The sequence below is a fragment of the Streptomyces cathayae genome, assembly GCF_029760955.1.
Taxonomy (GTDB): domain Bacteria; phylum Actinomycetota; class Actinomycetes; order Streptomycetales; family Streptomycetaceae; genus Streptomyces; species Streptomyces cathayae.
In genome coordinates this window covers 3,685,676-3,709,937 of record NZ_CP121682.1, presented here as the reverse complement: position 1 = coordinate 3,709,937, position 24,262 = coordinate 3,685,676, and the positions used below count along the sequence as shown (strand labels likewise).

Here is a 24,262-nt window from a genome sequence, read left to right as displayed (position 1 = left end):
GACGCGGGTCGCTTTTCCGAGTGGGGGGCTTCGGGTGGGGCATGAGCCCTCCTGTACGGGTGCCCGGGAGTCTCACGATGCGGTATCGGCGAGGCGTTTTTCGGGTGCCCGATAGAATGAGCCGATCACGGTGTGCGCACATGTGCGCAGAACGTGGGACAACGACGGAATGAGCGAGGAGCGCACGTGGGCCTTGTCGTGCAGAAGTACGGAGGCTCCTCCGTAGCCGATGCCGAAGGCATCAAGCGCGTCGCCAAGAGGGTCGTGGAAGCCAAGCAGAACGGCCACCAGGTGGTCGTCGTGGTTTCCGCGATGGGCGACACGACGGACGAGTTGATCGATCTCGCCGAGCAGGTTTCCCCGATGCCTGCCGGGCGCGAGCTCGACATGCTGCTGACCGCGGGAGAGCGGATCTCCATGGCCCTGCTGGCCATGGCGATCAAAAACCTGGGCCACAACGCCCAGAGCTTCACCGGCAGCCAGGCAGGTGTCATCACCGACTCGGTCCACAACAAAGCCCGCATCATCGACGTCACACCCGGCCGGATCCGTGCCTCGGTGGACGAGGGCAACATCGCCATCGTCGCCGGTTTCCAGGGCGTCAGCCAGCAGGGCAAGAACATCACCACGCTCGGCCGCGGCGGCTCCGACACCACCGCGGTGGCCCTGGCGGCCGCCCTCGAGGCCGAGGTGTGCGAGATCTACACCGACGTCGACGGCGTGTTCACCGCCGACCCGCGCGTGGTGCCGAAGGCCCGGAAGATCGACTGGATCTCCACCGGCGACATGCTCGAACTGGCGGCCTCCGGGTCGAAGGTGCTGCTCCACCGCTGTGTGGAGTACGCCCGCCGGTACAACATCCCGATCCACGTCCGCTCGTCCTTCAGTGGACTGCCGGGCACGTGGGTCAGCAGTGAGCCGATTCAGCGAGGGGACAAGAAGGTGGAGCAGGCGCTCATCTCCGGTGTCGCGCACGACACCTCCGAGGCCAAGGTCACGGTCGTCGGCGTGCCGGACAAGCCGGGCGAGGCGGCCTCGATCTTCCGTACGATCGCCGACGCCGAGATCAACATCGACATGGTCGTGCAGAACGTGTCGGCGGCCTCCACGGGCCTGACGGACATCTCGTTCACGCTGCCGGAGACCGAGGGCCCCAAGGCCATCGAGGCCCTGGAGAAGAACAAGGACGCCATCGGCTTCGAGTCCCTGCGCTACGACGACCAGATCGGCAAGATCTCGCTGGTCGGTGCCGGTATGAAGACCAACCCCGGGGTCACCGCCGACTTCTTCACCGCGCTGTCCGACGCGGGCGTGAACATCGAGCTGATCTCGACCTCCGAGATCCGTATCTCGGTCGTCACCCGCAAGGACGCCGTGGACGATGCCGTCCGCGCCGTGCACACCGCCTTCGGGCTGGACTCCGACAGCGACGAGGCCGTCGTCTACGGGGGCACCGGCCGCTGATGGGGCGGTCCGGACGGCCGGCACTCGCGGTCGTGGGAGCGACCGGGGCCGTCGGCACGGTGATGCTCCAGATCCTGTCCCAGCGGGCGGACATCTGGGGCGAGATCCGGCTGATCGCCTCCCCGCGCTCGGCCGGCCGCAAGCTGACCGTGCGCGGTGAACAGGTCGAGGTCGTGGCGCTCACCGAGGAGGCCTTCGACGGGATCGACGTCGCGCTGTTCGACGTCCCCGAGGAGGTCGCCGAGCGGTGGGCGCCCGTCGCCGTCGCACGGGGTGCGGTGGTGGTCGACAACTCCGGCGCCTTCCGGATGAACCCTCAGGTGCCGCTCGTCGTCCCCGAGGTCAACCCGCACGCCGTGCGGACGCGCCCGCGCGGGATCGTCGCCAACCCGAACTGCACCACCCTGTCGATGATCGTCGCGGTGGGCGCGCTGCACGCCGAGTTCGGGCTGCGCGAACTGGTCGTCTCCTCGTACCAGGCGGTCAGCGGCGCCGGGTACGAGGGCGTGCGCACCCTGCGGGAGCAGCTGTCCCTGGTGGCGGGTACGGAGCTGGGGACCGGCCCCGGTGACGTACGGCGGGCGGTGGGGGACAACACGGGCCCCTTCGCGGAGCCGGTCGCGCTGAACGTCGTGCCGTGGGCCGGGACGCTGCGCGAGGACGGCTGGTCCTCGGAGGAGATGAAGCTCCGCGACGAGTCCCGCAAGATCCTCGGCCTGGTGCGGCTCCCGGTCGCCGTGACCTGCGTACGGGTGCCGGTGATCACCACGCACTCGCTCACCGTGCACGCCCGCTTCGAGGACGAGGTCACCGTCGACGCGGCCCGTGAGATCCTCGCCACGGCACCCGGCGTCGTGCTGTACGACAACCCCGCCGCGGGCGAGTTCCCCACGCCCGCCGACGTCGTCGGCACCGATCCGACGTGGGTGGGGCGGGTACGGCGGGCGCTGGACGACCCGACGGCGCTCGAACTCTTCGTCTGCGGTGACAACTTGCGCAAGGGCGCCGCGCTCAACAGCGTGCAGACAGCCGAGCTGGTGGTGGCCGAGGCATAAATGATCCGTGGTCACGGAGAGGGCTTTGTAGGATCTTCGTGCGCCGTGCGATCCGACCGGGATGGTTCAGACCTCTTGATCCTTCCCGGCCGACAGCCGAAGATTTACTTTCCCGCCCCACGCAACCGAGCGTGGGGCGAGAAGCGTCTTTGCGGTCACCCCTGTTGTCGGGTGCGTGGGGGTGCGGTGGTCTTTCCGGGCGTGGGGACGTCCGGAGCCGGACGTGGGGACGTCCGTTCATATGAGGCATAGGGGAAGAGCGGACACATGAGGGCATTCGGTGTGCTGTCGAGGGTGCTGCCCGGTACGGAGGGCGGTCGGCCGGCGCCGGGCGCGGTAAACGTGACGCGCGACACGTACAACCTTCATGGGGGGAAGTGTGTCCAACTGGCGTGGCTGAGGTACTCGACTTCGCAACGCCGCGTGGCCCGGCTCTACGCCCGCCCCGCCAGGCTCTCCGACCCCGCAGGGCCGGTGCGTCCGGTGGCATGCCGGTGATCGCGCCGATGCCAGCGACGCGGCCTGCCCGCATACCGAGTCAGCGTGACGGCGGTGCCGACGACATCGTGGCGGCCGGCACGACCGTCGACCATCTCACCGAGACCTACCGCGCGCACTACCGCTCGCTGCTGGGTCTCGCGGCGCTGCTCCTCGACGACACCGCCTCCTGCGAGGACGTCGTCCAGGAGGCGTTCATCCGCGTCCACTCCGCCCGTAAACGCGTCCGGGACCCGGAGAAGACCCTGGCGTATCTGCGTCAGACGGTCGTCAACCTCTCCCGTTCCACGCTGCGTCGCCGCATCATCGGCCTGAAGCTGCTCTCCAAGCCCATGCCCGACATGGCGAGCGCGGAGGAAGGCGCCTACGACCTGCTGGAGCGCGACTCCCTCATCAAGGCGATGAAGGGGCTGCAGCGCCGTCAGCGCGAGGTGCTGGTGCTGCGGTACTTCGCGGACATGACCGAGGCGCAGGTGGCGGCGACGCTCGGTGTCTCGCTGGGCTCGGTGAAGGCGTACGGCTCGCGCGGGATCGCGGCGCTGCGGGTGTCCATGGGGGCGTCGGCATGAGCGGCGACAGGGGCACCCGCGGCGAGGAGCGCGGGCCGGAGGAGGACGGGCCCGAGAAGCGCGCGGCTGAGAAGCGGGTGGCCGAGGAGAGCACGGCCGGGGAGAGCGCGGCCGAGGCCGGGGAACGTGAGCCCGACGAACGTGTGTCCGGGGCCGACGGTCCCGGACCGTCCGACGGGGACGGCCTGCGCGTACTGCGTGGGTTGGTGTTCCCGACCGGGCAGCAGTCGAAGCAATCGCACGCTGGGAACGGAACTGTGAACGACGGCCTGGACGACCAGGGGCCCGAACAGGGGCCCGACCAGGGCACGGAGCGGCTCGACTCCGCCGAGCCGACCGGCTCGGACCGGCTGAGGGACTCGGACCGTTCGGGTCGGTCGGACCGGTCGGTCGAGTCGGCTGACTCGGACCGTCTCGCCGAGCCCGCCGAGTCGGATCAGTCGATCGAGCCCGCCGAGCCGGTCGAGTCGGCCGAGTCCGTTGAGCCGGCCGGACTGACCGAGTCGGCTGAGCTGGACGAGTCGGCCGAGCTGGACGAGCTGGACGTGCGGAGTCTGCTGCACCGCTCGGTGGGTGAGATGGAGCCGCGCGAGGGCTCGCTGGAATACCTGCAGCGCGCGGTCCCCGCCCGCCGGGCGCGCAAGCGGCAGATCCTCGTCGGCGCGGCGGCCGCGGCCCTCTTCCTCGGTACGGCCGTCCCGGCCCTGGTGCACGTCTCGAACGTCACCGGTTCGGACGCCAACCCGTTCGCCATCGGCCACGCTTCGGAGACGGAGGGCAGCACCGGCGAGGGCAAGAAGACCGGCGGCGGCGAGACCACCGCGGGCGGTACCTCGAACCAGGTCGAGGGGACCGACAAGAACGGCAAGGGCGAGAAGGGCAAGGAGAAGGGCGCGGGGCCCGGCTCGAGCACGGGTGAGCCGGAGAAGGCGGACCCCTCGTCGAGCGCGGCGACCGGGGTGACCGCCTGCACGGCCGCACAGCTCGGACCGGCCGTCGCGAGCAGCGTCGCCCCGGACTCGACCGGTGCGGTCTACGGCTCCTTCCGGGTCGCGAACGTGTCCGCGGCGAGCTGTACCGTCGGCGGGCCCGGAAGCGTGAACGCGGCTCCGCTGGGCGCGGCCGACCCCGCCAAGGTGGGCTCGGCCCGGCATGTGGCGGGGGACGCGGCGGCCGGTCTGCCCGACCCGTCCCTGGAGTCGGCGCCGCTGGTGCTCAAGCCGGGTGAGGCGTACGACGTGAAGTTCGCCTGGGTGCCTTCCGAGACCTGTCCCACGGACGGCGGGACCGGTGGCGAGACGGGGGGCGACACCGAGGAACCCACGCCCGACCCGAGCCCCTCGCAGGAGGAGCCCACGACCAACAGCGGCACGTCCACGGGCGGCAGCACCGGAACGGCGGCCCAGCTCCTCAAGGCGGACGGCCCGGTCGAGGGAAGTGTGACCGTGACGTACACCGCGGCGACGGGGGGCACGGCGACCGTCACGGTGGCCAACGCCTGCGCGGGCACCGTCTACTGGACGGGGCTGCTGACGAGCTGACGCGGGCGGACCGGGACGGACGTCCCGGTCCGGTCACACCACCGAGTCACACCCCTGACGGGCTGGACTGCTTTTCGTCCGCTTCCGGCTCGCGCTCCTGCGGCTCGTCCGGGGCCAGGCCCAGTTCCGCGTCCCGGGCGAGCTCCACCTCGCGACGCAGCAGGCGGAACCACATGAAGACGACGAAGCCCACGAAGGCGAACCACTCGGCGGTGTAGCCGAGGTTCTGGAACGCCTTGAGGTCCAGCCCGGTACCGCCGGCCGCGACCGCGGGCACCGGCCGCATCCCCGCGTCGCCCTCGTTGAGGGTGATCCACGCTTCGTACATGTCGTGCGGCACCAGGTTCACCAGCGACGCCGCGCTGATCGCGGCGATCTGCCCCTCCGGCAGGCCGCTGCGGGCGCTGACGCCGTGGCTGCCGGGGGTCTCGGACGCCTGGAGCGCCCCGGTGACGGTGACCTCGCCGTCCGGCGGCGCGGGCGCCCCGGCCGGGTCGGGCTCGCCGGGCAGCCAGCCGCGGACGACGGGCAGCACCTTGCCGTGGTCGGTGTGCAGCAGGGTCAGGACGTAGTGGCCGGGTGCGCCGTCGAGGTTCCGGTCGGGCACGAGGAGCTGTTCCTCGTAGCGGCCGCTCGTGGTGGCCTGCTTGCCGGAGGTCGCCTTGGTCACCGGCAGCAGTGTGTCCAGCGGCCGGGCCTTCTCCTGCTGGGAGGCGGCGGCCTGCTCCTCGGCTCCGCGGTGGCTGTCGACACGGTCCTCGAAGCGGCTCAGCTGCCAGGAACCCATGAAGATGCAGAAGGGGATGGCGAGCAGCACGAAGACGTTGATCCCCCACCAGCGGGGCGTCAGCAGAAACCGGTACACACCCTTACGGTACGGGGCCGGGTGGAAAGACCGGTTCGCGGGGCGGCCCTCGAGGCTCCACGCGCCCCCCCGCGGCCCCGTGGTCACCGGGACGGGTGAGGCTCCGGGGTGACCCGTGGCGGCGACGGGGGAGCCGGCTCCGGGGGGAGATCCGGTGCGGGTTGTCCACAGGCTGGGGACCTCGGCGGCGCGACACCCTCCGGGGCGGGCAGTATGGGGCCATGACTGAGAGCAACGAGTCCGGCGCAGCGGCGCGGCGGACGGACCGGACCGAGCCAGTACGACAGGGCGAGCGGATGCCCGACTGGGAGAAGCGCTTCCGGGCGCCCCGGGTCTCCCTGCCCGACTGGGCGGAGGACGCCCCCGACCGTTCCCTGTTCGTGTCGAACGCGACGGGGACGTACGAGCTGTACGCCTGGGACCGGTCGACGGGCGAGCAGCGCCAGGTGACGGACCGGCCCAACGGGACCACGGACGGCGTGCTCTCGCCGGACGGCGAGTGGATCTGGTGGTTCGACGACAAGGACGGCGACGAGTTCGGCGTCTGGCGCCGGCAGCGGTTCGCGGGCGGCCCCGACGAACTCGCCGCCGAGGGCCTGCACGCCTCGTACCCGGCCGGTCTCGCCCTCGCCCGGGACGGGCGTACGGCGGTCGTGGGCCGTTCCACGGACGAGGACGGTACGACGATCCACCTCGTGCGCACCGGCGAGGAGCCCGTGGAGATCTACCGGCACCGCGAGTCGGCGGGGGTCGGCGACCTCTCCCACGACGGCTCGCTCATCGCCCTCGAGCACACGGAGCACGGCGACGCGATGCACTCCGCGCTGCGTGTGCTGCGCCCCGACGGCACGCCGGTCGCCGAACTGGACGACACCAAGGGCGGCACCGAGGAACTGGGTCTGGAGGTGCTGGGCTTCGCCCCGCTCGACGGCGACACGCGGCTGCTCATCGGCCATCAGCGGCGCGGCCGCTGGGAGCCCCTGGTGTGGGACGTGGCGACGGGCGAGGAGACGGACCTCGCCCTGGAGCTGCCGGGTGACGTGAGCGCCGAGTGGTTCCCGGACGGCACGGGCCTGCTGATCGCGCACAGCTTCGAGGCCCGCAGCGAACTGTTCCGCTACGACCTGGCGGGCCCCGAGCTGCTGGAGATCGACACCCCGCCCGGCACGGTCTCGGGCGCGACGGCCCGCCCGGACGGCAGCGTGGAGTACCTGTGGTCGTCGTCGGCCCAGCCGTCGGCGGTCCGCTCCACGGCCGGCGGGGTCGTCCTGGACCCGCCGGGCATGAAGTCGCCCGGTTCGGTGCCGGTGGAGGACGTGTGGGTGGAGGGCCCCGGCGGCCGGATCCACGCCCTGGTCCAGAAGCCCGCGGGCGCGAGCGGCCCGCTGCCCACGGTCTTCGACATCCACGGCGGCCCCACCTGGCACGACAGCGACTCCTTCGCCGCGGGCCCGGCCGCCTGGGTCGACCACGGCTACGCGGTGGTCCGCGTCAACTACCGCGGTTCCACGGGCTACGGCCGCGCCTGGACCGACGCGCTGAAGCACCGGGTCGGTCTGATCGAGCTGGAGGACATCGCCGCGGTCCGCGAGTGGGCGATCACCTCGGGCCTCGCGGACCCGGAGCGTCTCGTCCTCACCGGCGGTTCCTGGGGCGGCTACCTCACCCTCCTGGGCCTGGGCACCCAGCCCGACGCGTGGACGCTGGGCATCGCGGTGGTCCCGGTCGCCGACTACGTCACGGCGTACCACGACGAGATGGAGGCGCTGAAGGCCATGGACCGTACGCTCCTCGGCGGCACCCCCGAGGAGGTTCCCGAGCGGTTCGAGGCGTCCTCCCCGATCACCTACGTCGACCGGGTGAAGGCACCGGTCTACATCTCGGCCGGGGTGAACGACCCGCGCTGCCCGATCCGCCAGATCGAGAACTACGTCCACCGCCTCCAGTCCCGCGACGCCCCCCACGAGGTCTACCGCTACGACGCGGGCCACGGCTCCCTGGTGGTCGACGAGCGGATCAAGCAGGTACGCCTGGAGCTGGACTTCGCGGAACGGTACCTGGGGAAGCAGGGCTGAGCAGGCAGGGAGCAGGCAGGGAGCGGGAGGAGGAGCGGGGAGGGCCGGGGCGGCTGAGGGGCGAGGCGCTTTCCGGGCTGTGGCCCGGGGAGCACCGGCCGCCCCGGGTCACGTCACGACCCGGACCGCTCCCTCCCCCTGCGCCGGAGCAGTTCCGCCAGCCCCCGCCGGGTGGCGCCCAGCACCACCCGGTCCTCGCTGCGCAGGACGTACGTGTCGGGCAGGTCCCAGATCAGCCCCGACGCCTCCGCCCCCGCCGGACCGGCGCCGCCGTTCGCGCCCCTGTCCCTGTGTCCGGAACCCCCGGGAGGCCCGGGGGTTCCCGGGGTTCCGGGATTCCCGGGCCCGTTTCCGCCGCGGTGTCCGTCCCCGCCCGTGCCCGGCGGGCGTACCCCCGTGGCCGCCGTGTCCAGGGCCAGCACCCGCCACGCCCCGGCCCGGAACGCCTCACCGACCGTCCTGCCCTCCAACTGCGGATGCCCGCCCACGGTCAGCGCCGCGAACACCAGCACCCGCCGCTCGACCGGGATCGCCCCCAGGATCTGCCGGCCCATCATCGCCCCCGCGAACGCGGGCGCGGCCAGGTGGGAGACGCTGCGGCTCCGGGTCAGGGCGCCGGGATGCGCGGCCCGCAGGGTGCGGTACACGGCCGTCGCGAACTCGTCGTCGTACAGCCGCAGGACGACCCGCAGATCGGACCGCAGGGACCGCGCGTACAGCACGGCCTCCAGATTCGTGGTGTCGGCGCTGGTCAGCGCGAGCAGCGCGTCGGCCCGCTGGATCTTCGCGGCCTCCAGCACGCCCTCCTGCGTGACGTCCCCGAGCACCACCGGCACGCCCAGCCGCCGCGCCGTGGCCATGCCCCGTGCCTCCGGGTCGGCCTCGACGCACACCACGGGGATGTGCAACTCGTGCAGCCGCGTCAGCACCCGGGTGCCGATCTTGCCGAGCCCCAGCAGCACCAGATGCCCGCTCAGCCCGCGCGGCGGCTTCCGCACCGTCGAGGCGGTACGGAACGTCCCCAGCGCCTCCAGTACCGCCGCCACCATCACCGGCAGCATCAGCAACCCGACTATCCCCGACAGCAGTTGCAGGATCTGCTCGCTCATGGACGCGTTGTGCGCGGGATCGTTGATCGAGAAGAGGTCCAGCAGGGTGACGTAGGTGGCGTGCAGCGGATCGTCCTTCGTGACCAGGGAGAGGGTCACCGTCAGCGCCACCACGGCCGCCGCCAGCCCCGCCAGCGACCACCGCAGCCGCCGCGAGAACAGGGAGGCGAAGGGCGGCACCTGGGCCCGCACCACCGGCAACGGCGGTCCGGAGTACGACACCTGCTCCAGCACCATCGTGCCGCGTCCGGTCGCCGCCGCGACGGCGTCCGCGTCGGGCAGCATCTGCGGCCCCTGGTCGCCGCTGTCCTCCGAACCCTCTGCCCCACCCGGGTCGTGGCTCGTCGCGGAGAGCAGTGCCAGGGTGCACAGCCCGGGATCGGCCACCTCGCCGGGGCGCGGCGGGCGCCGTTCCACCGCGCGCAGCATCAGCCCGTCGGTGTCGACGATCTTGCTGGTGCCGACGAGCGCGGTGGCGGCCAGGGCGGGCGCGGCCGTGTCGGCGTCGGACAGCACGGTGGTGGAGGTGTCGGCGCCGGGGTACCCGTTCCCGTGCGGGTCGCCGCCGGCCAACTCGGCTGCCTGGTCGAGCAGTTCCTCTATGTGCCGGCCCAGGCGGCGGTTGTAGAGGCGCAGCACGAGACGCAGCCGGGGGTTGATCCGGCGGGCGGTGAGGGCGGCACGGATGTTGGTCTCGTCGTCGTCGTACACCAGGGCCAGTGCGGCGGCCCGCGCCACGCCCACCTCGGCGAGCACGGCGTCGGTCGGCTCGGCGGCCTCCACCCGCCGCTGGTCGGACGCGCCGTCGGAACCGCCGTTGCCGTTGCCGTTTCCGCGGTTGACGGTGGCGTTCACGAACCGGTCGAGCAGGGCGGCGGAGGCCGCGCGGGCCCGCCCGACCACGGGTTCCCGCACCCGGAGTCCGGAGGGCGGCACGACGAGGGTGACTTGTTCGCCGTACACGCCCCGCAGTTCGGCGGCGAGCCGATGCGCGAGTCCGTCGTCCCCGCACACCACCATGTGTGCGGGGGGATCGTCCGGCGGGGTCTGATTCGGAAGGCTCACCACGAGAGGAAAGACTGCCGTATACACGCAGGCGGTTCCAGGAACACTCGGCGAACGGCGTTGAACGGTGACGTACTTCGCTTCGTACCAGGGGGCAAGAAGGCGGGGCGGGGCGGGAGCGGCCCTGCTCCGCCCTCGTGTGCGATGGGGGAGGTACCCGGTCCGTGGCCGTCACCAAGTTGCCCGCCGCCGGGGCGCCCGGGCCGGCAGAGGACTCCGGGCCCTCGGGGGAGACCGGGCCCTCCGGGGAGACCGGGCCCTCGGGGGAGTCCCGCCACGTCAACTCCCCTCTCCTGCTCGTCCTGTTCCTGCTTCTCGCCGTGATGTTCCAGGACTCCGTCCGCCGCGCCCTGGCCGCACCCGTGATGCAGAGCTGGATGACGGTGTTCGTCGCGGTGCTGATCCAGGCCCTGCCCTTCCTGGTGCTCGGTGTCCTGCTCTCCGCGGCGATCGCCGTGTTCGTCCCGCCGTCCTTCTTCGCCCGTGCCCTGCCGAAACGCCCGTCCCTGGCGGTCCCGGTCGCGGGCGCGGCGGGCGCGGTGCTCCCCGGCTGCGAGTGCGCGTCCGTCCCGGTGGCGGGGGCGCTGGTGCGCAGGGGAGTGGCACCGGCGGCGGCGCTGGCGTTCCTGCTGTCCGCCCCCGCGATCAACCCGATCGTGCTGACGGCGACGGCGGTCGCCTTTCCGAACGACCCCATGATGGTCCTCGCCCGTTTCGTGGCGAGCCTGCTGGTGGCGTGTGCGACGGGCTGGCTGTGGCAGCGCCACGGCCGCGCGGAGTGGCTGCGTCCGCCGGCCCGTTCGTCCTCCGAGGGGCAGAGCCGGGGCGCCGCGTTCTGGGGTTCGGTCCGGCACGACGTGATGCACGCCGGTGGCTTCCTGGTGGTCGGCGCGATGGCCGCGGCGACGCTGAAGGCGGTGGTCCCGGCCGACTGGCTGCGCCTGGCGGCCGACCACCCCGTGCTGTCGGTGCTGGTGCTGGCGGCGCTGGCCGTCCTCCTGTCGCTCTGCTCGGAGGCGGACGCGTTCGTGGCCGCCTCCCTGACCCAGTTCTCGCTCACGGCCCGGCTCACCTTCCTCGTGGTGGGTCCCGTGATCGACCTCAAGCTCTTCGCCATGCAGGCGGGCACGTTCGGCCGCGGCTTCGCCCTGCGCTTCGCCCCCGCGACCCTCGTCCTGGCGGTGGCGGTCTCGGCCCTGACCGGAGCGGTCCTGCTGTGAACCCGAACCCGAAACCGAAGCTGAACTCGAACCCGAAGCCGAATTCGAACCTGAACCTGAACCTGAACCGCCAGGCCCAGGCGGCTCTCCTCTTCCTCCTGGGCGCGACCGTGCTGCACGCGGGCCTGACCGACCTCCATCTGCGCTACGTCAAGGCGGGCCTGCGTCCGCTGCTCCTGCTGTCCGGCGCGGTACTCGTCGTGACGGCGGCGGCGACGGTCTGGTACGAGTGGCGCGGCACCCACCGAAGGCGCGAGCAGGACCGGGACCAGGACCGGGAAGACGGTCATGGTCACGGCCATCGGGAACCCCGGGTCGCCTGGCTCCTGGCCCTCCCCGTCCTCGCCCTGATCCTGGTGGCGCCGCCGGCCCTCGGTTCGTACAGCGCCACCCACACGGGCACGGCGCTGCAGAAACCGTTCGGGTTCCCGGACCTTCCCGCCGGGGACACGCTCCGCCTCGGGGTCGGCGAGTACGCGGCCCGCGCGGTCTACGACGACGGCCGCCACCTCGGCGACCGCACCATCAGGCTCACCGGTTTCGTCGCCCTGGACCGGGCCGGGACGCCCCAGCTGGTCCGGATGTCCCTCAGCTGCTGCGCCGCGGACGCCCAGCCGGTCAAGATCGCCCTGACCGGCGAGGTCCCCCCGGTCCTGCGGCCGGACGCCTGGCTGGAGGTCAGCGGCACCTACACCCCGCGCCGGACGAAGGACCCGGTCAACGGCGGCCCCGTCCCCTACTTCGAGGTCACGGCCGCCCAGCCGGTCCCGGTCCCGCGCGACCCGTACGACGAGGTCTGGAACGGCTGAGGGGGCTCAGGGCTCTCAGGGGCGGCCGTCGGCGGCCGTGTCCCGGGTGACGGCCTCGCCCTGGATGACGCGAGGGGCCTCCGGCTGCCGGCCCTGCTCCCGCGCCTGCTCGACCCGCTCCTCCTCCTTGGCCGCACGGGCCTCGGCCTTGAGGATGCGGGCGGACTTGCCGGCCGAGCGGGCCAGCTCGGGCAGCTTCTTCGCACCGAGAACGGCGATGACGACGATGAGGATGATCGCGAGTTCGCTCAACCCGAACATGGGGGTCCGTCCTTCTCGTGAGCCGTTGCCGGATGCCGCCCGTAGAATCTACAGCAATGTAGAGAATTTGACGGCGTGCACGTGTCTATACGATGACCGCCCGGGAACGGGAGGGCGGCGGAAGGGAGACGGGCCGTGGTCGAGGGCGATCAGGGGCGTGGTCAGCGTCACCGACGGCGGGGGCAGGGCGAGTTGGAGGCACTCGTGCTGTCGGCGCTCCGGGAGGCGGGCGGCCCGGCGACGGCCGGCTGGGTGCAGGAGCGTCTGGGCCAGGACCTGGCCTACACGACGGTCATCACGATCCTGACCAGGCTGCTGGCCAAGGGCGCGGTCACCCGTGAACGCGCGGGCCGCTCCTTCGCCTGGACGCCCGCCGCCGACCACGCCGGACTCGCGGCGCACCGGATGCGCAGGGTGCTGGACGCCGAGAGCGACCGGGAGGCGGTCCTGGCCAGCTTCGTCACCGGTCTGGGCCCGGACGACGAACGGCTGTTGCGGGTACTGCTGGGTCAGCCCCGGGGCGACGGGGAAGACTGAAACCTCATGGGGGTGTTCGTCTTCCTTCCGCTCGTTCTGCCGCTGACGGCTTGGCCGATCGCCCGGCTCGCCGAACAGCATCTGCACCCGCGGACCGCGGCCCGGATGCTGACCTGGGTCGCGGTGGTGATGGCGGTGTGCAGCACGGTGTGCCTGTGCCTGGTGATGGTGGTCGGCACCGCCACCCTGCCCGGCAACCCGCTGCCCGACGGCTGGTCGGACCCGGAGGTGCGGGCGGCGGTCCCCTACGACGAGGTCGTGGGCAAGGCGGCCATCCCGGCCCTGTGCGCGGTCCTGCTGGTCTGTGCGCGCACGCTGTGGCGGCACGTCCGCGCCCGCCGACGCGCCCACCGCGCCCTGGCCGGCCTGCCGGACACGGAGGTGGCGGTCCTTCCCGACGGCACCCCGTACGCGTACGCGCTCCCGGGCGGCGGAGCGAGCCGGGACCGGGTCGTGGTCACCACCGCTCTCCTCGACCGTCTGGACTCCGGCGAACGCCGTGCCCTGTTCGCCCACGAGCGCGCCCACCTGACCGCGCGCCATCACCGCTACCTGCTGGCCGTCCGGCTGGCCGCGCACGCCAACCCGTTCCTGCGCCCGCTGCGCACGGCGGTGGCGTACGCGGCGGAACGCTGGGCGGACGAGGAGGCGGCCCGTACGGTCGGCGACCGCCGTACCGTCGCCACCGCCATCGGCAAGGCGGCGCTCGCCTCCCGGTCCGGCCCGCCCCCGCCGGCGTTCGCGGCGTCCGGAGCGCCGTTCGCGGCGCCGGGACCGGTTCCCCGCCGGGTGGCCGCGCTGCTCGGCCCGGCTCCGGCCACGGGGCCCTGGCCGACGGTGTTCACCTCGGTGGGCCTGGCGGCCTGGGGAGCGGCCGCCGGTACGGCGATGTCGGCGATGTCCTCGGCCAACGCGGCCGTGACCCTGTTCTGGATCCTCCGCACGGCGACGGCGCTGTGAGCGCGGCGGCCCGGCGCCGGGCCGCCGTCCGTGTTCGTGGGGCCTGGCTGTCATCCGGCCATGAACACACCGGACCGGGTGCTCGACGTGGGCCGTTTCACCGGCAGGGTGAGACGGCTGGTCGTCGGCTCCCTCACGGCCGGTACGGCTGCTGGTGCTGCTGGGGCGGCTGCCCGTACGGCTGCCCGCCGGGACCGCCCGCGTCCTGCGCCTGCAACTGTTCGGCCTGCTCCTGGGAGAGCTTCGACTCCGCGCCGCAGAAGGTGCACTGGGTCGAGTACTTCGTCGAGACCGGGAACAGCGGAACGAAGAACAGGGTGAACTTCGTGATCCGCTTCCTGAGCGCGTGCGCGGAGGGATTCCCGCACCGGGTGCACACCAGGGTCAGCATCGCGAGCTGGTACAGATACCCCTTGGTGCCGAAGATGATCATGTGATGCCCCTTCCGTGAACGATGTCCGCCGCCGCCACCGCCACCGCCGCCGTTGCCGCTGCTCTCGTCGCTGCTTCTGCTGCCACCATGTCACCGGCTGCCCGGGTGAGCTATCGGCAATGTGTCCTGCCGTGAAACTGCCGGGCTCCGCCCCGGCGGGCACGGCCGCGCTGGTGTGGGCCCTCACGGGCCCGGGCCGTTCCGCGGCGAAGCCGATCCCCGCGGAACGCCTCACCGCGGCCCCCGAGCACCTGCCCCCGGATCCCTCCGCCACCCCCGGCCCCGGGCTGCCCCTCACCGGAAGCACGGCAGAACCCGCAGAACCTGCAGAACCCGCCGAATCCGCCGAACCCGTCGGCTCAGCCGATCCAGGTGCGACAGGCGCGCCAGAGGACTCCGGTGGCTCCGACGATCCACCGCGCACCCCTCAGGGATACCAGCGGTCAGCCGCCCGGCCGACTGCCCGACGGCTCGCCCGCCGGACAGGCTCTAATCGCCCCCACCACCCCCGCCGTCACCGCCGCCCCCACCCCCGCCGCCGCCGTCGCCGCCGTCGCCGCCACCACCGTCGGAACCCCAGCCGTCCCCGCCGCCGCTGCCGGGCTCGTTGTCGTCGCGGCCTCTGCCGAGATGGGTGAACCAGGGGCGGTCCCACTCCTTGTCGGCGGCGAGCGGCTCACCCCCGTTCACCGGGCGCCGGTCCGACGGGAACCGCGCCGACCCCGTCGTGTCCCCGAGCCCGAAGGCGACGGCGAAGGCGTGGGCCATGACGGCATCCAGCGGGTCGGTGCTCTCGTACCGCACGGGGCTCAGCGGCAGCAGGACCGTGTCCGGCGCGGGTGCCGCCCAGCGCGGGGGACGCGTCAGCAGGGCGACGCGGCGTTCGTCGCGCAGGAGCCACGAACTCGCCGAGTTCTCCCTCCGCAGCACCCAGTGCTGTCCGGGCAGCCGTACCTCCACAGCACTCCTGGACTTGCGCAGTCGCGTCCGGAGGCCGAGTTCCGCCGTCACCTCGCCGACCGTCAGGCGCAGCCCCTTGGACGGCTCGGGGGCGTCGCGGTCGAAGCCGTACGGCGCCCGGATCCGTACCACGGGCGCGTGTGGCCCCCACACGTCCACGCGTATCAGGCGCCGGTCCACAGCGACCGTGACCGGTCCGGCGGGCCCCGGCGCGGAGCGCCGCGCGATCCACAGCGGTACGCCCTCGGACCTGGCCCGGTCCGCGAGGGCGGCCACCGGGCCGGGCCCACCGCACTGCCGGACCGCGAGTTCCCCCAGCCGGTGGGCGAATTCGGCGGCTTGGCGCACCTTCACCGGTGTGGCGGTACCGGTGACGCGGATCACCGGGACGACCCCTGGTCCCTGCGCGAGCCACGCCAGCGGGCGCTCCGTCCCGCCGCCCCCGAGCCAGCACCCGCGCTGGAACGCCTCGGCCATGGCGCCGAGGTTCAGCTCGCTCAACGGAGTGGTGCGCCCGCCCCTCCGCAGCCGGTCCTCGGTCAGCCGCACGGTCCGCGCCAGCGGATTCCGCGACCGTTCGTCATAGAGCAGCGGCAGGCTCACACCATCCCCCATACCGAATGTCCGAGTACCAGAACGCTTCTGCGCCCCGGCTGCCGACGGTAAGCCTTCAAGACACCCCCACGGACGGGCGGGCCACTCCGCCCGGGAACGCCGGGCCGTCTTCCTCAAAGGCTCCACCACCACACAGAGTGCGCCCGGCCCCCGACGGTTCCCTGTGGCCGGTCCCGGTCCCGGTACGTGGTGACGCTCGTGGTGGTCGGGGTGTCGCGTCCTGCCGGCCCGGCGCGGTCGCTCACCGCGGCAGGCGTGGCTGCCGTCACGACTCCAGGTAACGCAGTACGGCCAGGACCCCGCGGTGGTAGTCCGTCGTGCGCGCGAGTTCGAGCTTGTCGAAGATCGTGTCGAGGTTCTTCTCGACCGTGCTCAGGGAGATGCGCAGCTTCTCCGCGATGGCCGCGTTGATGTGTTTCTCGGCCGGGGTCTCCAGGATGCTGCGTTCCCGGGGGCAGCCGGTCCGGCGGATCGCTGTGCGTCGTACGGATCACCAACTGCCGTACGCCCTACGGGTCGAGGGCGGCGCAGCCCTCCCGGATCCGCTCCAGCGCGTCGAGGAACTCCTCGACCTGGGCGACCCGGTCCTTGAGCAGGTAACCGACCCGTTCCGCGTTCGCGGTCAGCAACTGCGCCGCGTAGTCGCGCTCCATGTGCTGGGACAGCACCATGACGCCGACCCCGGGCCACCGCTCGCGGGTCTCGAGTGCGTCCCGCAGCCCCTCGTTCGTGTGGGTGGGGGCATCCAGATGTCCACGACGACCATGTCCGGCGGCCGTGCCTCGACCTCCCGCAGCAGGGTGACGGCGTAGCCCACCGCGGCCAGGACCTCGTGTCCCTCCTCGACGAGCAGCCGGACCGGTCCTTCCGCAACATGTCGAGTCCTCGGCCAGCATTGCGCACACGGCAGCTGGTGGGCCCTCCGGAGGGACTGTGGACGTGTAGCAGGCTGTCCCACAGCGCCGACCCGGCTGTGCACCCGGTCAGCCCGCTGCCCGGCGGATCCGCGCCGCCGACGCCGTCGTCCTCGACGCGTACGACGCGGACGGTCCCGTGCCGCCGTGCGCTCACGAGGATCTCCGTCGCGGCCAAGTGCTTGGTGGCGTTCGTCCCGGGCTCCGACACGACGAAGTAGGCGGCGGTCTCGACGGAGGAGGGCAACAGCCTGGTGAGGGCGAGGTCCATCCGGACGGGGATGCCGCACTGCTCGGAAACCCCGGCGAGCGCCTCCCTCAGCCCCAGATTGTCCAGCACCGTCGGATACACCCGCCAGGCCACTTCAGGCAGCTCGGTCAGGACGTCCTGTGACTCCTTGTGGGACTGCTCCAGCAGGCCCTTCGCCTGCTCGGGTGTACGGCCCCGACGGGCGCGCCCGAGGAGCATGGCCGGCGCCACCAGGCGCTGCTGCACCCCGTCGTGCTGCAGGTCATGCTCCACAACCACCCTAGAAACCGCAGGTCAGCGCCGGTATGAGAGTTACCGTCGAACAAGTACGGTTTTCCGCACCCTGCGGTTTTCCGCAGGGTGGACCGGCGGCTGAACAACCGGGAGAGCTCGAGCAGGGCCCTTCCCCCGGCCCCCTCCCGAACGGTCACCGGCAAGCAGGCAGGGGCCGTCAAGTTCTCCAGCGTGCTGGGCGCGTGAAAGATCGTGATCGGGTCGATCGTTCGCATGGGGAATGCATGTTCGGTCAATTCTGGCTGAGAAGCAAGAAAACAGGCCACATTTCGTCCTGTCTGTTTGCCGGAACTCGGTTCGACGACAGCATGGTCGGGCTTGAACGGCGCGCTGCGCCGCGGAGTGAGATCGTCGGGGGTGTTGGTGAATCAAGCGTGGCCGCCGTCCACATTTCTTGGCCGGTTGCGGGATGCGACGCGGAAAGAACTCCTGGGTCAGGGCACCCCAATGGCCTATCCGCCGCATCGTGCTCTGCTCCAGCAGGGCGACGAGAGCCGACACGTCCTGTTGCTCACGAGCGGTGTCGTGAAGATCGTCGCCAGTGCGGAGAGCGGTTACGACATGCTGCTCGCCGTCCGCATAGCAGGTGACCTGGTCGGTGAGATGGCGGCCTTCGAGGAGCGCCCCAGGTCCGGCACGGTGGTCGCGTGCAGTGACGTGACCGCGCGGATCATCCAGGTGCGGGCGCTGGAGACCTTCCTCTCCGACCGTCCGGACGCCATGCGGGCCATCCTCCACATGCTGTGCGCCCGGCTGCGCTGGGCCAACCGGCGCCGGATCGACTTCCAGGCCTACGACTCGCTGACCCGGCTGGCCCGGGTCCTGGCCGAGTTGTGCCAGGCCTATGCCCAGCCCGAGCCGGACAGCGACGGCAAGCGGTGCGACCTCGGCGTGACGCTGACACAAAAGGAACTCGCGTCGCTGGCCGGCCTGAAACTGAACACGGCCGAAAAGAGCCTGGCCGCACTGACAGCTCAGGGACTGGTGGAACGCAGTTACCGGACCATAACCATCTGTGACGTTCCGAAGTTGCTCGAATTCGCCAAAGTCGCTGCTGACAACCCGTACTGATACGGGGTCACTTCGAGCACTCTCTCCTAGCCTCTCGAGCAGCACTTTGTGGGCAGTGTCTGCCCACCGCCTGCCCAGAGAGGAAATGATCGGGTGGCTGCGTGGCCTGACTTCCATCCCTGCACCTGCATAGCCGTGGACGCACAGGCCTACGGAAGCAACAGCGACCGTAGGCAGTCCGAAATCCAGCACGATCTGCCGCGGCTCCTCGATCGCGCCGCCAGAGGTGCCGGCCTGGACCGCGCGCAGTGGCAGATCCAGCGCAAGGGCGATGAACAGCTGGCAGTGCGGCCCGTCGACGGCAAGGAACCGCGCCTGGTCGACGACTACGTCCGCCATCTCGTCGCCGAGCTGCGCGAGTACAACGCCCAGCGAGTTCCTGAGGCCCGCATGCGACTGAGGGCCGTCATCCACCAAGGACTGGTGGAGCTGGCCGACAACGGCTTCGCCGGCACGGCAGTGGTGGCCACGGCGCGGCTGCTGAACGCACGTCCGCTCTACGACGCCCTGGCCGCACATCCCGGGGCCGACCTGGTGCTGCTGCTGTCCGACGACGTCTTCCGGTCCACGGTGGCGGGCGGTCACACGACTCTGACCCCCAAGGACTTCACCCGCGTCACCGTTCAGGTGAAGGAGTACGAGGCCACGGCCTGGCTGCGCGTGCCGGCACTCGGCGCACCGGTCACCGCCTCACACGAGCCCGGGACCGCGGGGATGGGAAGACCCGCGGCCCCGGAGTCGGGGGAGCCCGCGGCGGTCCGGCCCGGACCGGCCGCCGCGGGCGGAGCCGGTGGGGCGGAGATCAGCAACGAGTACCGGGCCGACAACATCAACGTCACCAATGTCGCCGGTCCCGTGGACGCCCGGGGCGCCGTCTTCGGCTTCGGGAGCACCGGTGGCTGACGAACCGGACCTGGACGACGGACCGGCTGTACCGCCCGTACCCGCTTTCGATGAGGACGTTGCGCAGCCCGCACCGGACGACGCCGGCGGTACGCCGGAAGTCGGGGAGGGCACCCTCGGCCCGGATGCCGGACCGGACGCGGCTCCCGAACGGGGTCAGGAGCCGGACGAACGGGAGGAGGACGACCGGGGCTACGACGATCTGCGTCGCGTCCACCAACTCGTCAACAACAACTTCTACGGCGGTGTCGACGCCTCCGGAGCCGCGTTCGGCTTTGGTGCCGTCTCGTCCACCGGCCTCGCCCCCGGCACCATCGAGCACGAGGAGACGGACCGCGCCCTGCGGTTCTACGTCCCGCCGCAGCCCTGCTTCGACGAGGCGCTCGGCAGACTGCGCGAGGATGCTCTCGTAGTGCTCACCGGTCAGGACAACTGCGGCCGGGGCGCGGGCTCCCTCGCCCTGCTCAGGGAAATCCTGGGGGAGAAGGCCAGGCTGCACAGTCTGTCGCCCGCCAACGCCCTCGCCGAGCTGGCCGAGTCGAGGGACCTCAAGCCGGGGCAGGGATACGTCATCCTCGACTACGTAGGCGAGCTGCGTCCCGAGGCCGTACAGGCGTACGAGATCGGGCGGCTGAGTGAGGAACTCGGCCGTAAGGGGTCGTACCTGGTGATCACCGCGGGCGACACGGTCCGTCGGCGGCTGGCGCTGCGCGCCCACTGCGTGCCGTGGCAGACCCCGGACCTCGAGGAGCTGTTCGAGCACTGCAGGGGGAAGCTGCCACACACCGGTCTTGACCCGGACATCGAAAAGGAACTGCTGGAGCGGGTCGGCGAACAGCGACGACCGGCGGATGTGGTCGAAGCGGCCGTGGCCCTGTCCCGGGAGGGCGTGGAGACAGCACTGGACACCCTGCGGGACCGGCACCGGGAGCGGGTCCAGGACTGGTTCCGCAAGCGGCCGGCTGCGGACGACCTGCTCCCGCTCGCCGCCCTGGCCTTCCTGGAGGGCATTCCTGAGCGGACGTTCGAGAAGGAGTGCGCCGCTTTCGCCGCTCATGTGCGCAACTGGGAGCAGAGCGGCGAGACGCCGGTCGCGGAGCCGGACGGCTCGACCGGAGTGCGGTTGAGCCGTGCGGTGGCCGACCAGTCCCGGGCCCGGTGGCGAGAACGGGCGGTGGAGCTCGTGACAACCGAGTTCCGGCTCGGCCCGAGCCGGGATGCCGGGCGCAGCGAGCGGTGCCTGGTCTTCACCTCGCCGCGCATCCGCGAGCTCGTCATTGCGGAGTTGCACGACCTGTACGGCTACGAGCTCTGGTATCCGTTGCGCCAGTGGCTGGGCGAGCTGGCCCTGCTGGGCGACCTGGACACCCGGACGGAGGTGGCCCGGGGCGTCGCGCTCCTGGCCCGGCACGCGCTTGTCGAGGTCGACGAGACCATGTTGAAAGTGTGGTCCGAAGGGCTCACCAGTCAGCGGGTGACCGCCGCGCTGACGCTGCAGTTCATGTGCGACGTCGAGCATCTCGCGCCGCAGGCCCTGTACATCGCCCTGAGCTGGACGGACAACAGCGGGCCGGGCCGTGCGGTGACGGCGGCCATGGCACTGACGGGCCGCCTGGGTTCCCTCTACCGCCTGAAGGCGCTCAACGGGCTCTGGTTTCTGACACAACGCGGGGAGCGAATCGCGTTCTCAGCCCGTCGTTCGCTGGTTCTGCTGCTGCAGACCGCCGAACATGACCCGGAACGCGTGCTGTTCATCCTCCGGTACGTACGGACCGTGATCGCCAAGGCGGCGCCAAGGTCCCGAGAGCGGTCGATCGCGCTGCGGACCGCCGTTCAGCTTCTGGAAACCGTCCGGCTGGAGGCTCCCGAACCCGTCACCGCGGCACTCCTGCGCACCGTCCCGGACAGTGCCCGCCACCTCGGGTCTCTGTGGGCGGATGTCCTGCACAGTGGCAACCGGAGCCGGGCGGTCGGCGCGCTGTGCCGGACGCTGGCGCAGTTGCGGGACGACCCGTCCGTCACCGGTGCCGTACGCGAACTCGGCGAGGCCATGCGGAACGCCATGAGTGTGCGCCAGTGGACCGCACTGTGCCACCACCTGTCCATCGCCCTGAACCACCCCGACCACGCGATCCCCGGCACCCGCCGACTGGCACAGGTGCTCATCGGATCACTGCACGGCCGACCGCCGGCGGACTCCCGGCGCTCCACCGCGTCCCTCATACCCACCCCTCCCTTCACTTCCTCCCAAGGAGGCCGAAGCAAGTGAACTACCCGGTCATCGCCGAGCACATTCTGGCCACGGTGCAGGGTGCCTGGTGGTCTCGGCGCCGCCGTCGCGACGACGTGCCACAGTTGCCGCCCGGCGCGGTCCATGTCTTCAGGGTCGGCGGGAACTACCGCCAGTTCCCCGAGGGCATGGTGTTCGACCCGTCCCACCCTGATGTGCTCGACGCCTCCTCGGTCAGCCTGGTCGACACCCGGGCGCGCCTGGTCGACGTGGAACGCATGCTCCCGTCGGTGAGCGAGGCGGACAACTTCACGGTGCGGGCGTCTTTCACCTGCCAGGTGACCGACCCGACCGTCATCGCTCGGCAGGGCATCATCGATGTCACGGTTCCGTTGCGCGCCTATCTGATGGGCGACGGCGACCTGCCGAGGGTGAGCGCCGGGTACCGCGTGGAGGAGGTCAACGCGGTACGGACCGAGGTCGGCCACCGTATGACCGCCTACAGCACGATCGTGCCGCCGCGGGTCGCGGGCATGAACGTGGAGTTCGTCAGCGCCGAGGTGCACGCGTCGGACGACCTGCGGGACTGGGAACAGAAACTGCGCGACGAGCGGCGCTCCCGGGAACTCCAGCGGGGGCAGCGTGACTTCGAGACCCAGGCCGCACACCAGATTGCGGAACTGTTCTCCCAGGGATCCGACCACGTGGACGCCTTCGGCATCGCTCGGAAGGAGATCGACGTCACGGAGGTGGCGGCCCGCATCCACCGGAACACCGAGGAGGAATCGGTTCGCCGCCACAAGGCCGAGACGGCGGAGCGGGACCACGCGCAGTCGCTGGAGACGACGGCGGCGCAGGTACGCCGCGAGGTGCTGCTGACGCTGCTGCGGCAGATGGGCGGCAGTGAGTACGGTGTCGACTACCACCAGGTCCTGGACCAGGTCCTGCGGGAGACGGGCGGCCAGGCAGCGCCCGGCCTCGGAACCACCACTGGCACCACTCGCATGGTCGAGCCGGGGCCGGCACGCCCCAGTCGCACGAAAACGGGCCGGGACGGCTCGTACGACCCGCAGGGTGGTTTCGTCAAGGACGAGGACGATCTCGTTGACTGACTTCCTGACGGATCATGTGACGGCCCCTGGCACGGCGGACGGCCAGGGCACGGACGATGCCGCTGCGCGTACTCCACATGGCCGGGGCACCACCCGCACCACCGGTGACTGGGACCTTGCCCGTACCACCCGCAGTCCCTTCGGCTTCGACGTCGCACGACGGCTGCGTGCCCTGACCGGCGTCGACGAGGAACTGCTGGCCAGGGTCAGGTACGAGCGGAGCAAGTACACGGCCCTCGGCGGGGTGGTGCTCGGAACCTCCGTCATCGCGGCGTTCTCCATGTGGAACTTCGCGACCGAGGCACTCGGCAGGGTCTCCCTCGTGGCCCTCGTCCCGACGGTCATCTGGATGCTGTTCGTACTCAACCTCGACCGCTGGCTGGTCACTCCACAGCCGAACGCGCGACGACGGGTCGGCCCTCTCCTCACGCGCCTGCTGATCGCCCTGATGCTCGGCGCGGTGATCGCCGAGCCCCTGGTGCTGCGCATCTTCCAGACGGCCATCGAAGAACACGTCGCCGACGAACGCACGGACGCGATAGACCGGTTGCGCACGAACCTGGTCCGCTGCAACCCCGTGCCCTCCACGACGCAGACCGTCACCCCGGAGGGCTGCGACAGGACGTACGTCCTCTCCTTCGGTGAGACGCCCGGCGAACGGGCCGAGGAACTGACCGCCTTGCGCTCGGACGCTGCCACTCTGCAGAAGCGAGTGGACCGGGATACGACCAGGCTGGAGGCCATCGATTCCGAGGTACGGGACGAGTGCCGCCGACTGGTCCGTATAGCCGCCACCGGGTTGTATCAGCGGACGTCCGAGTGCTTGCGCCTGCGCGACAAGGCCCAGGACTACCGGACGACCCACCGTACCGATGAGAACGAGAAGCGACTGGCCCGCATGAACAGCCGCATCTCGGAGATCGAGGCCGAACAGACCGTGTCACGCGGCGACTTCCTTGAGGCCCGGGCCGAGGGCATCGAGCAACGGCTGGACCAGGAACGCGCCAAGCAGAAGGAGATCGGTGTCCTGGAGCGGATGAGGGCACTTGATCAACTCGCGGCCGGGAACCCGGTGCTGTTCGTGGGCATCTGGCTCGTCCGCCTGCTGTTCGTCTTCCTCGACGTACTCCCCGTGCTGGTGAAGTACCTGAGCGGCGAGTCCGCGTATGACCGGATGCTCACCAGCGCGAGCAACAGCGCGGTCAAGCTCCACGACGAGGAAGTCCGGTTCGCCGAGCGTCGGGCCATGGCGAACCTCGAGATCGCCCAGGACACCATCGAACAGGAGGTCCGGCGTCACCGAGCCGAGTCGGAGGCGACGTTCCGGGAGCACACGGCAGCGATGAACATCCGGGTCCGGCAGGCGGTGAACTCGCTGGAGGACGAGATCCGCCGCTCGTCGACGGTCTGACGCCAGGTCTGCACCAGGAACACAGCACCACGGCCGCCCCG

Annotated in this window: 19 protein-coding genes and 2 pseudogenes; 14 read left to right on the top strand and 7 right to left on the bottom strand. The window is 71.3% G+C overall.

Features of this window, described 5'->3' with window-relative positions; all coding sequences use genetic code 11:
- Positions 1-186: 186 nt before the first annotated feature.
- The 4 genes from PYS65_RS16765 to PYS65_RS16750 all read left to right on the top strand — a co-directional run bounded on the left by PYS65_RS16765 (position 187) and on the right by PYS65_RS16750 (position 5,127).
- Positions 187-1,464 carry an aspartate kinase gene (locus PYS65_RS16765; RefSeq protein WP_279334754.1) on the top strand — a complete coding sequence of 426 codons (1,278 nt, stop codon included), beginning with the start codon at positions 187-189 and terminating at the stop codon, positions 1,462-1,464.
- Positions 1,464-2,519, top strand: a complete 1,056-nt coding sequence (locus PYS65_RS16760) for an aspartate-semialdehyde dehydrogenase (protein WP_279334753.1) — start codon at positions 1,464-1,466, stop codon at positions 2,517-2,519. Before PYS65_RS16765 ends, PYS65_RS16760 begins: the two co-directional genes overlap by 1 nt.
- Before the next feature lie 392 nt (positions 2,520-2,911).
- The gene (locus tag PYS65_RS16755; RefSeq protein ID WP_279334752.1) at positions 2,912-3,586 is read left to right on the top strand and encodes a SigE family RNA polymerase sigma factor; all 675 of its coding nucleotides are present in this window, start codon (positions 2,912-2,914) and stop codon (positions 3,584-3,586) included.
- Positions 3,583-5,127, top strand: a complete 1,545-nt coding sequence (locus PYS65_RS16750; RefSeq protein ID WP_279334751.1) for a hypothetical protein — start codon at positions 3,583-3,585, stop codon at positions 5,125-5,127. The genes PYS65_RS16755 and PYS65_RS16750 overlap by 4 nt, the downstream gene beginning before the upstream one ends.
- 46 nt (positions 5,128-5,173) lie before the next feature.
- Here PYS65_RS16750 and PYS65_RS16745 read toward each other — a convergent pair whose 3' ends face one another.
- A complete protein-coding gene (locus tag PYS65_RS16745) occupies positions 5,174-5,992 on the bottom strand; it encodes an SURF1 family protein (RefSeq protein WP_279334750.1) in 819 nt (272 codons plus the stop codon).
- Positions 5,993-6,213: 221 nt separating this feature from the next.
- On the opposite strand from PYS65_RS16745, the gene PYS65_RS16740 reads away from it, so the two are divergent.
- Positions 6,214-8,067, top strand: a complete 1,854-nt coding sequence (locus PYS65_RS16740) for a S9 family peptidase (protein WP_279334749.1) — start codon at positions 6,214-6,216, stop codon at positions 8,065-8,067.
- A 113-nt stretch (positions 8,068-8,180) separates the two neighbouring features.
- Here the strand turns inward: PYS65_RS16740 and PYS65_RS16735 are convergent, their stop codons facing one another.
- Complete coding sequence (locus PYS65_RS16735) at positions 8,181-10,196, bottom strand: potassium channel family protein (protein ID WP_279337975.1); 2,016 nt, start codon at positions 10,194-10,196, stop codon at positions 8,181-8,183.
- 209 nt (positions 10,197-10,405) lie between these two features.
- On the opposite strand from PYS65_RS16735, the gene PYS65_RS16730 reads away from it, so the two are divergent.
- Positions 10,406-11,461: a permease gene (locus PYS65_RS16730; protein WP_279334748.1), complete on the top strand. Its 1,056-nt coding sequence runs from the start codon at positions 10,406-10,408 to the stop codon at positions 11,459-11,461.
- Between the two features lie 62 nt (positions 11,462-11,523).
- Positions 11,524-12,270 (top strand): TIGR03943 family putative permease subunit, encoded by a 747-nt coding sequence (locus PYS65_RS16725; RefSeq protein ID WP_279337974.1) that lies wholly within the window; start codon positions 11,524-11,526, stop codon positions 12,268-12,270.
- Positions 12,271-12,285: 15 nt separating this feature from the next.
- On the opposite strand, the gene PYS65_RS16720 is transcribed toward PYS65_RS16725, so the two are convergent.
- A complete protein-coding gene (locus PYS65_RS16720) occupies positions 12,286-12,531 on the bottom strand; it encodes a Sec-independent protein translocase subunit TatA/TatB (RefSeq protein WP_279334747.1) in 246 nt (81 codons plus the stop codon).
- A gap of 135 nt (positions 12,532-12,666) precedes the next feature.
- Here PYS65_RS16720 and PYS65_RS16715 point away from each other — a divergent pair, with 135 nt between their 5' ends.
- Together PYS65_RS16715 and PYS65_RS16710 are read left to right on the top strand one after the other, a co-directional pair.
- Complete coding sequence (locus PYS65_RS16715; RefSeq protein WP_279334746.1) at positions 12,667-13,068, top strand: BlaI/MecI/CopY family transcriptional regulator; 402 nt, start codon at positions 12,667-12,669, stop codon at positions 13,066-13,068.
- A gap of 6 nt (positions 13,069-13,074) precedes the next feature.
- Positions 13,075-14,028, top strand: a complete 954-nt coding sequence (locus tag PYS65_RS16710) for a M56 family metallopeptidase (protein WP_279334745.1) — start codon at positions 13,075-13,077, stop codon at positions 14,026-14,028.
- 133 nt (positions 14,029-14,161) lie between these two features.
- On the opposite strand, the gene PYS65_RS16705 is transcribed toward PYS65_RS16710, so the two are convergent.
- The 4 genes and pseudogenes from PYS65_RS16705 to PYS65_RS16690 all read right to left on the bottom strand — a co-directional run.
- On the bottom strand, positions 14,162-14,461 hold the full coding sequence (locus tag PYS65_RS16705) for a zinc-ribbon domain-containing protein (RefSeq protein WP_279334744.1): 300 nt from the start codon (positions 14,459-14,461) through the stop codon (positions 14,162-14,164).
- Between the two features lie 489 nt (positions 14,462-14,950).
- Positions 14,951-16,024, bottom strand: a complete 1,074-nt coding sequence (locus PYS65_RS16700) for a hypothetical protein (protein ID WP_279334743.1) — start codon at positions 16,022-16,024, stop codon at positions 14,951-14,953.
- A 277-nt stretch (positions 16,025-16,301) separates the two neighbouring features.
- Positions 16,302-16,932, bottom strand: a pseudogene (locus PYS65_RS16695) (response regulator).
- 367 nt (positions 16,933-17,299) lie between these two features.
- Positions 17,300-17,446 (bottom strand): annotated as a pseudogene (locus tag PYS65_RS16690) (sensor histidine kinase); the annotation flags it as partial.
- Positions 17,447-17,941: 495 nt separating this feature from the next.
- On the opposite strand from PYS65_RS16690, the gene PYS65_RS16685 reads away from it, so the two are divergent.
- From PYS65_RS16685 to PYS65_RS16665, 5 genes are all read left to right on the top strand, one after another.
- A complete protein-coding gene (locus PYS65_RS16685) occupies positions 17,942-18,565 on the top strand; it encodes a Crp/Fnr family transcriptional regulator (protein ID WP_279334742.1) in 624 nt (207 codons plus the stop codon).
- A 93-nt stretch (positions 18,566-18,658) separates the two neighbouring features.
- Positions 18,659-19,468: a hypothetical protein gene (locus tag PYS65_RS16680; protein WP_279334741.1), complete on the top strand. Its 810-nt coding sequence runs from the start codon at positions 18,659-18,661 to the stop codon at positions 19,466-19,468.
- Positions 19,461-21,737 (top strand): hypothetical protein, encoded by a 2,277-nt coding sequence (locus tag PYS65_RS16675; protein WP_279334740.1) that lies wholly within the window; start codon positions 19,461-19,463, stop codon positions 21,735-21,737. The genes PYS65_RS16680 and PYS65_RS16675 overlap by 8 nt, the downstream gene beginning before the upstream one ends.
- Positions 21,734-22,810 (top strand): SPFH domain-containing protein, encoded by a 1,077-nt coding sequence (locus PYS65_RS16670; protein ID WP_279334739.1) that lies wholly within the window; start codon positions 21,734-21,736, stop codon positions 22,808-22,810. Before PYS65_RS16675 ends, PYS65_RS16670 begins: the two co-directional genes overlap by 4 nt.
- A complete protein-coding gene (locus PYS65_RS16665; RefSeq protein WP_279334738.1) occupies positions 22,803-24,221 on the top strand; it encodes a DUF4407 domain-containing protein in 1,419 nt (472 codons plus the stop codon). The genes PYS65_RS16670 and PYS65_RS16665 overlap by 8 nt, the downstream gene beginning before the upstream one ends.
- Positions 24,222-24,262 lie beyond the last annotated feature (41 nt).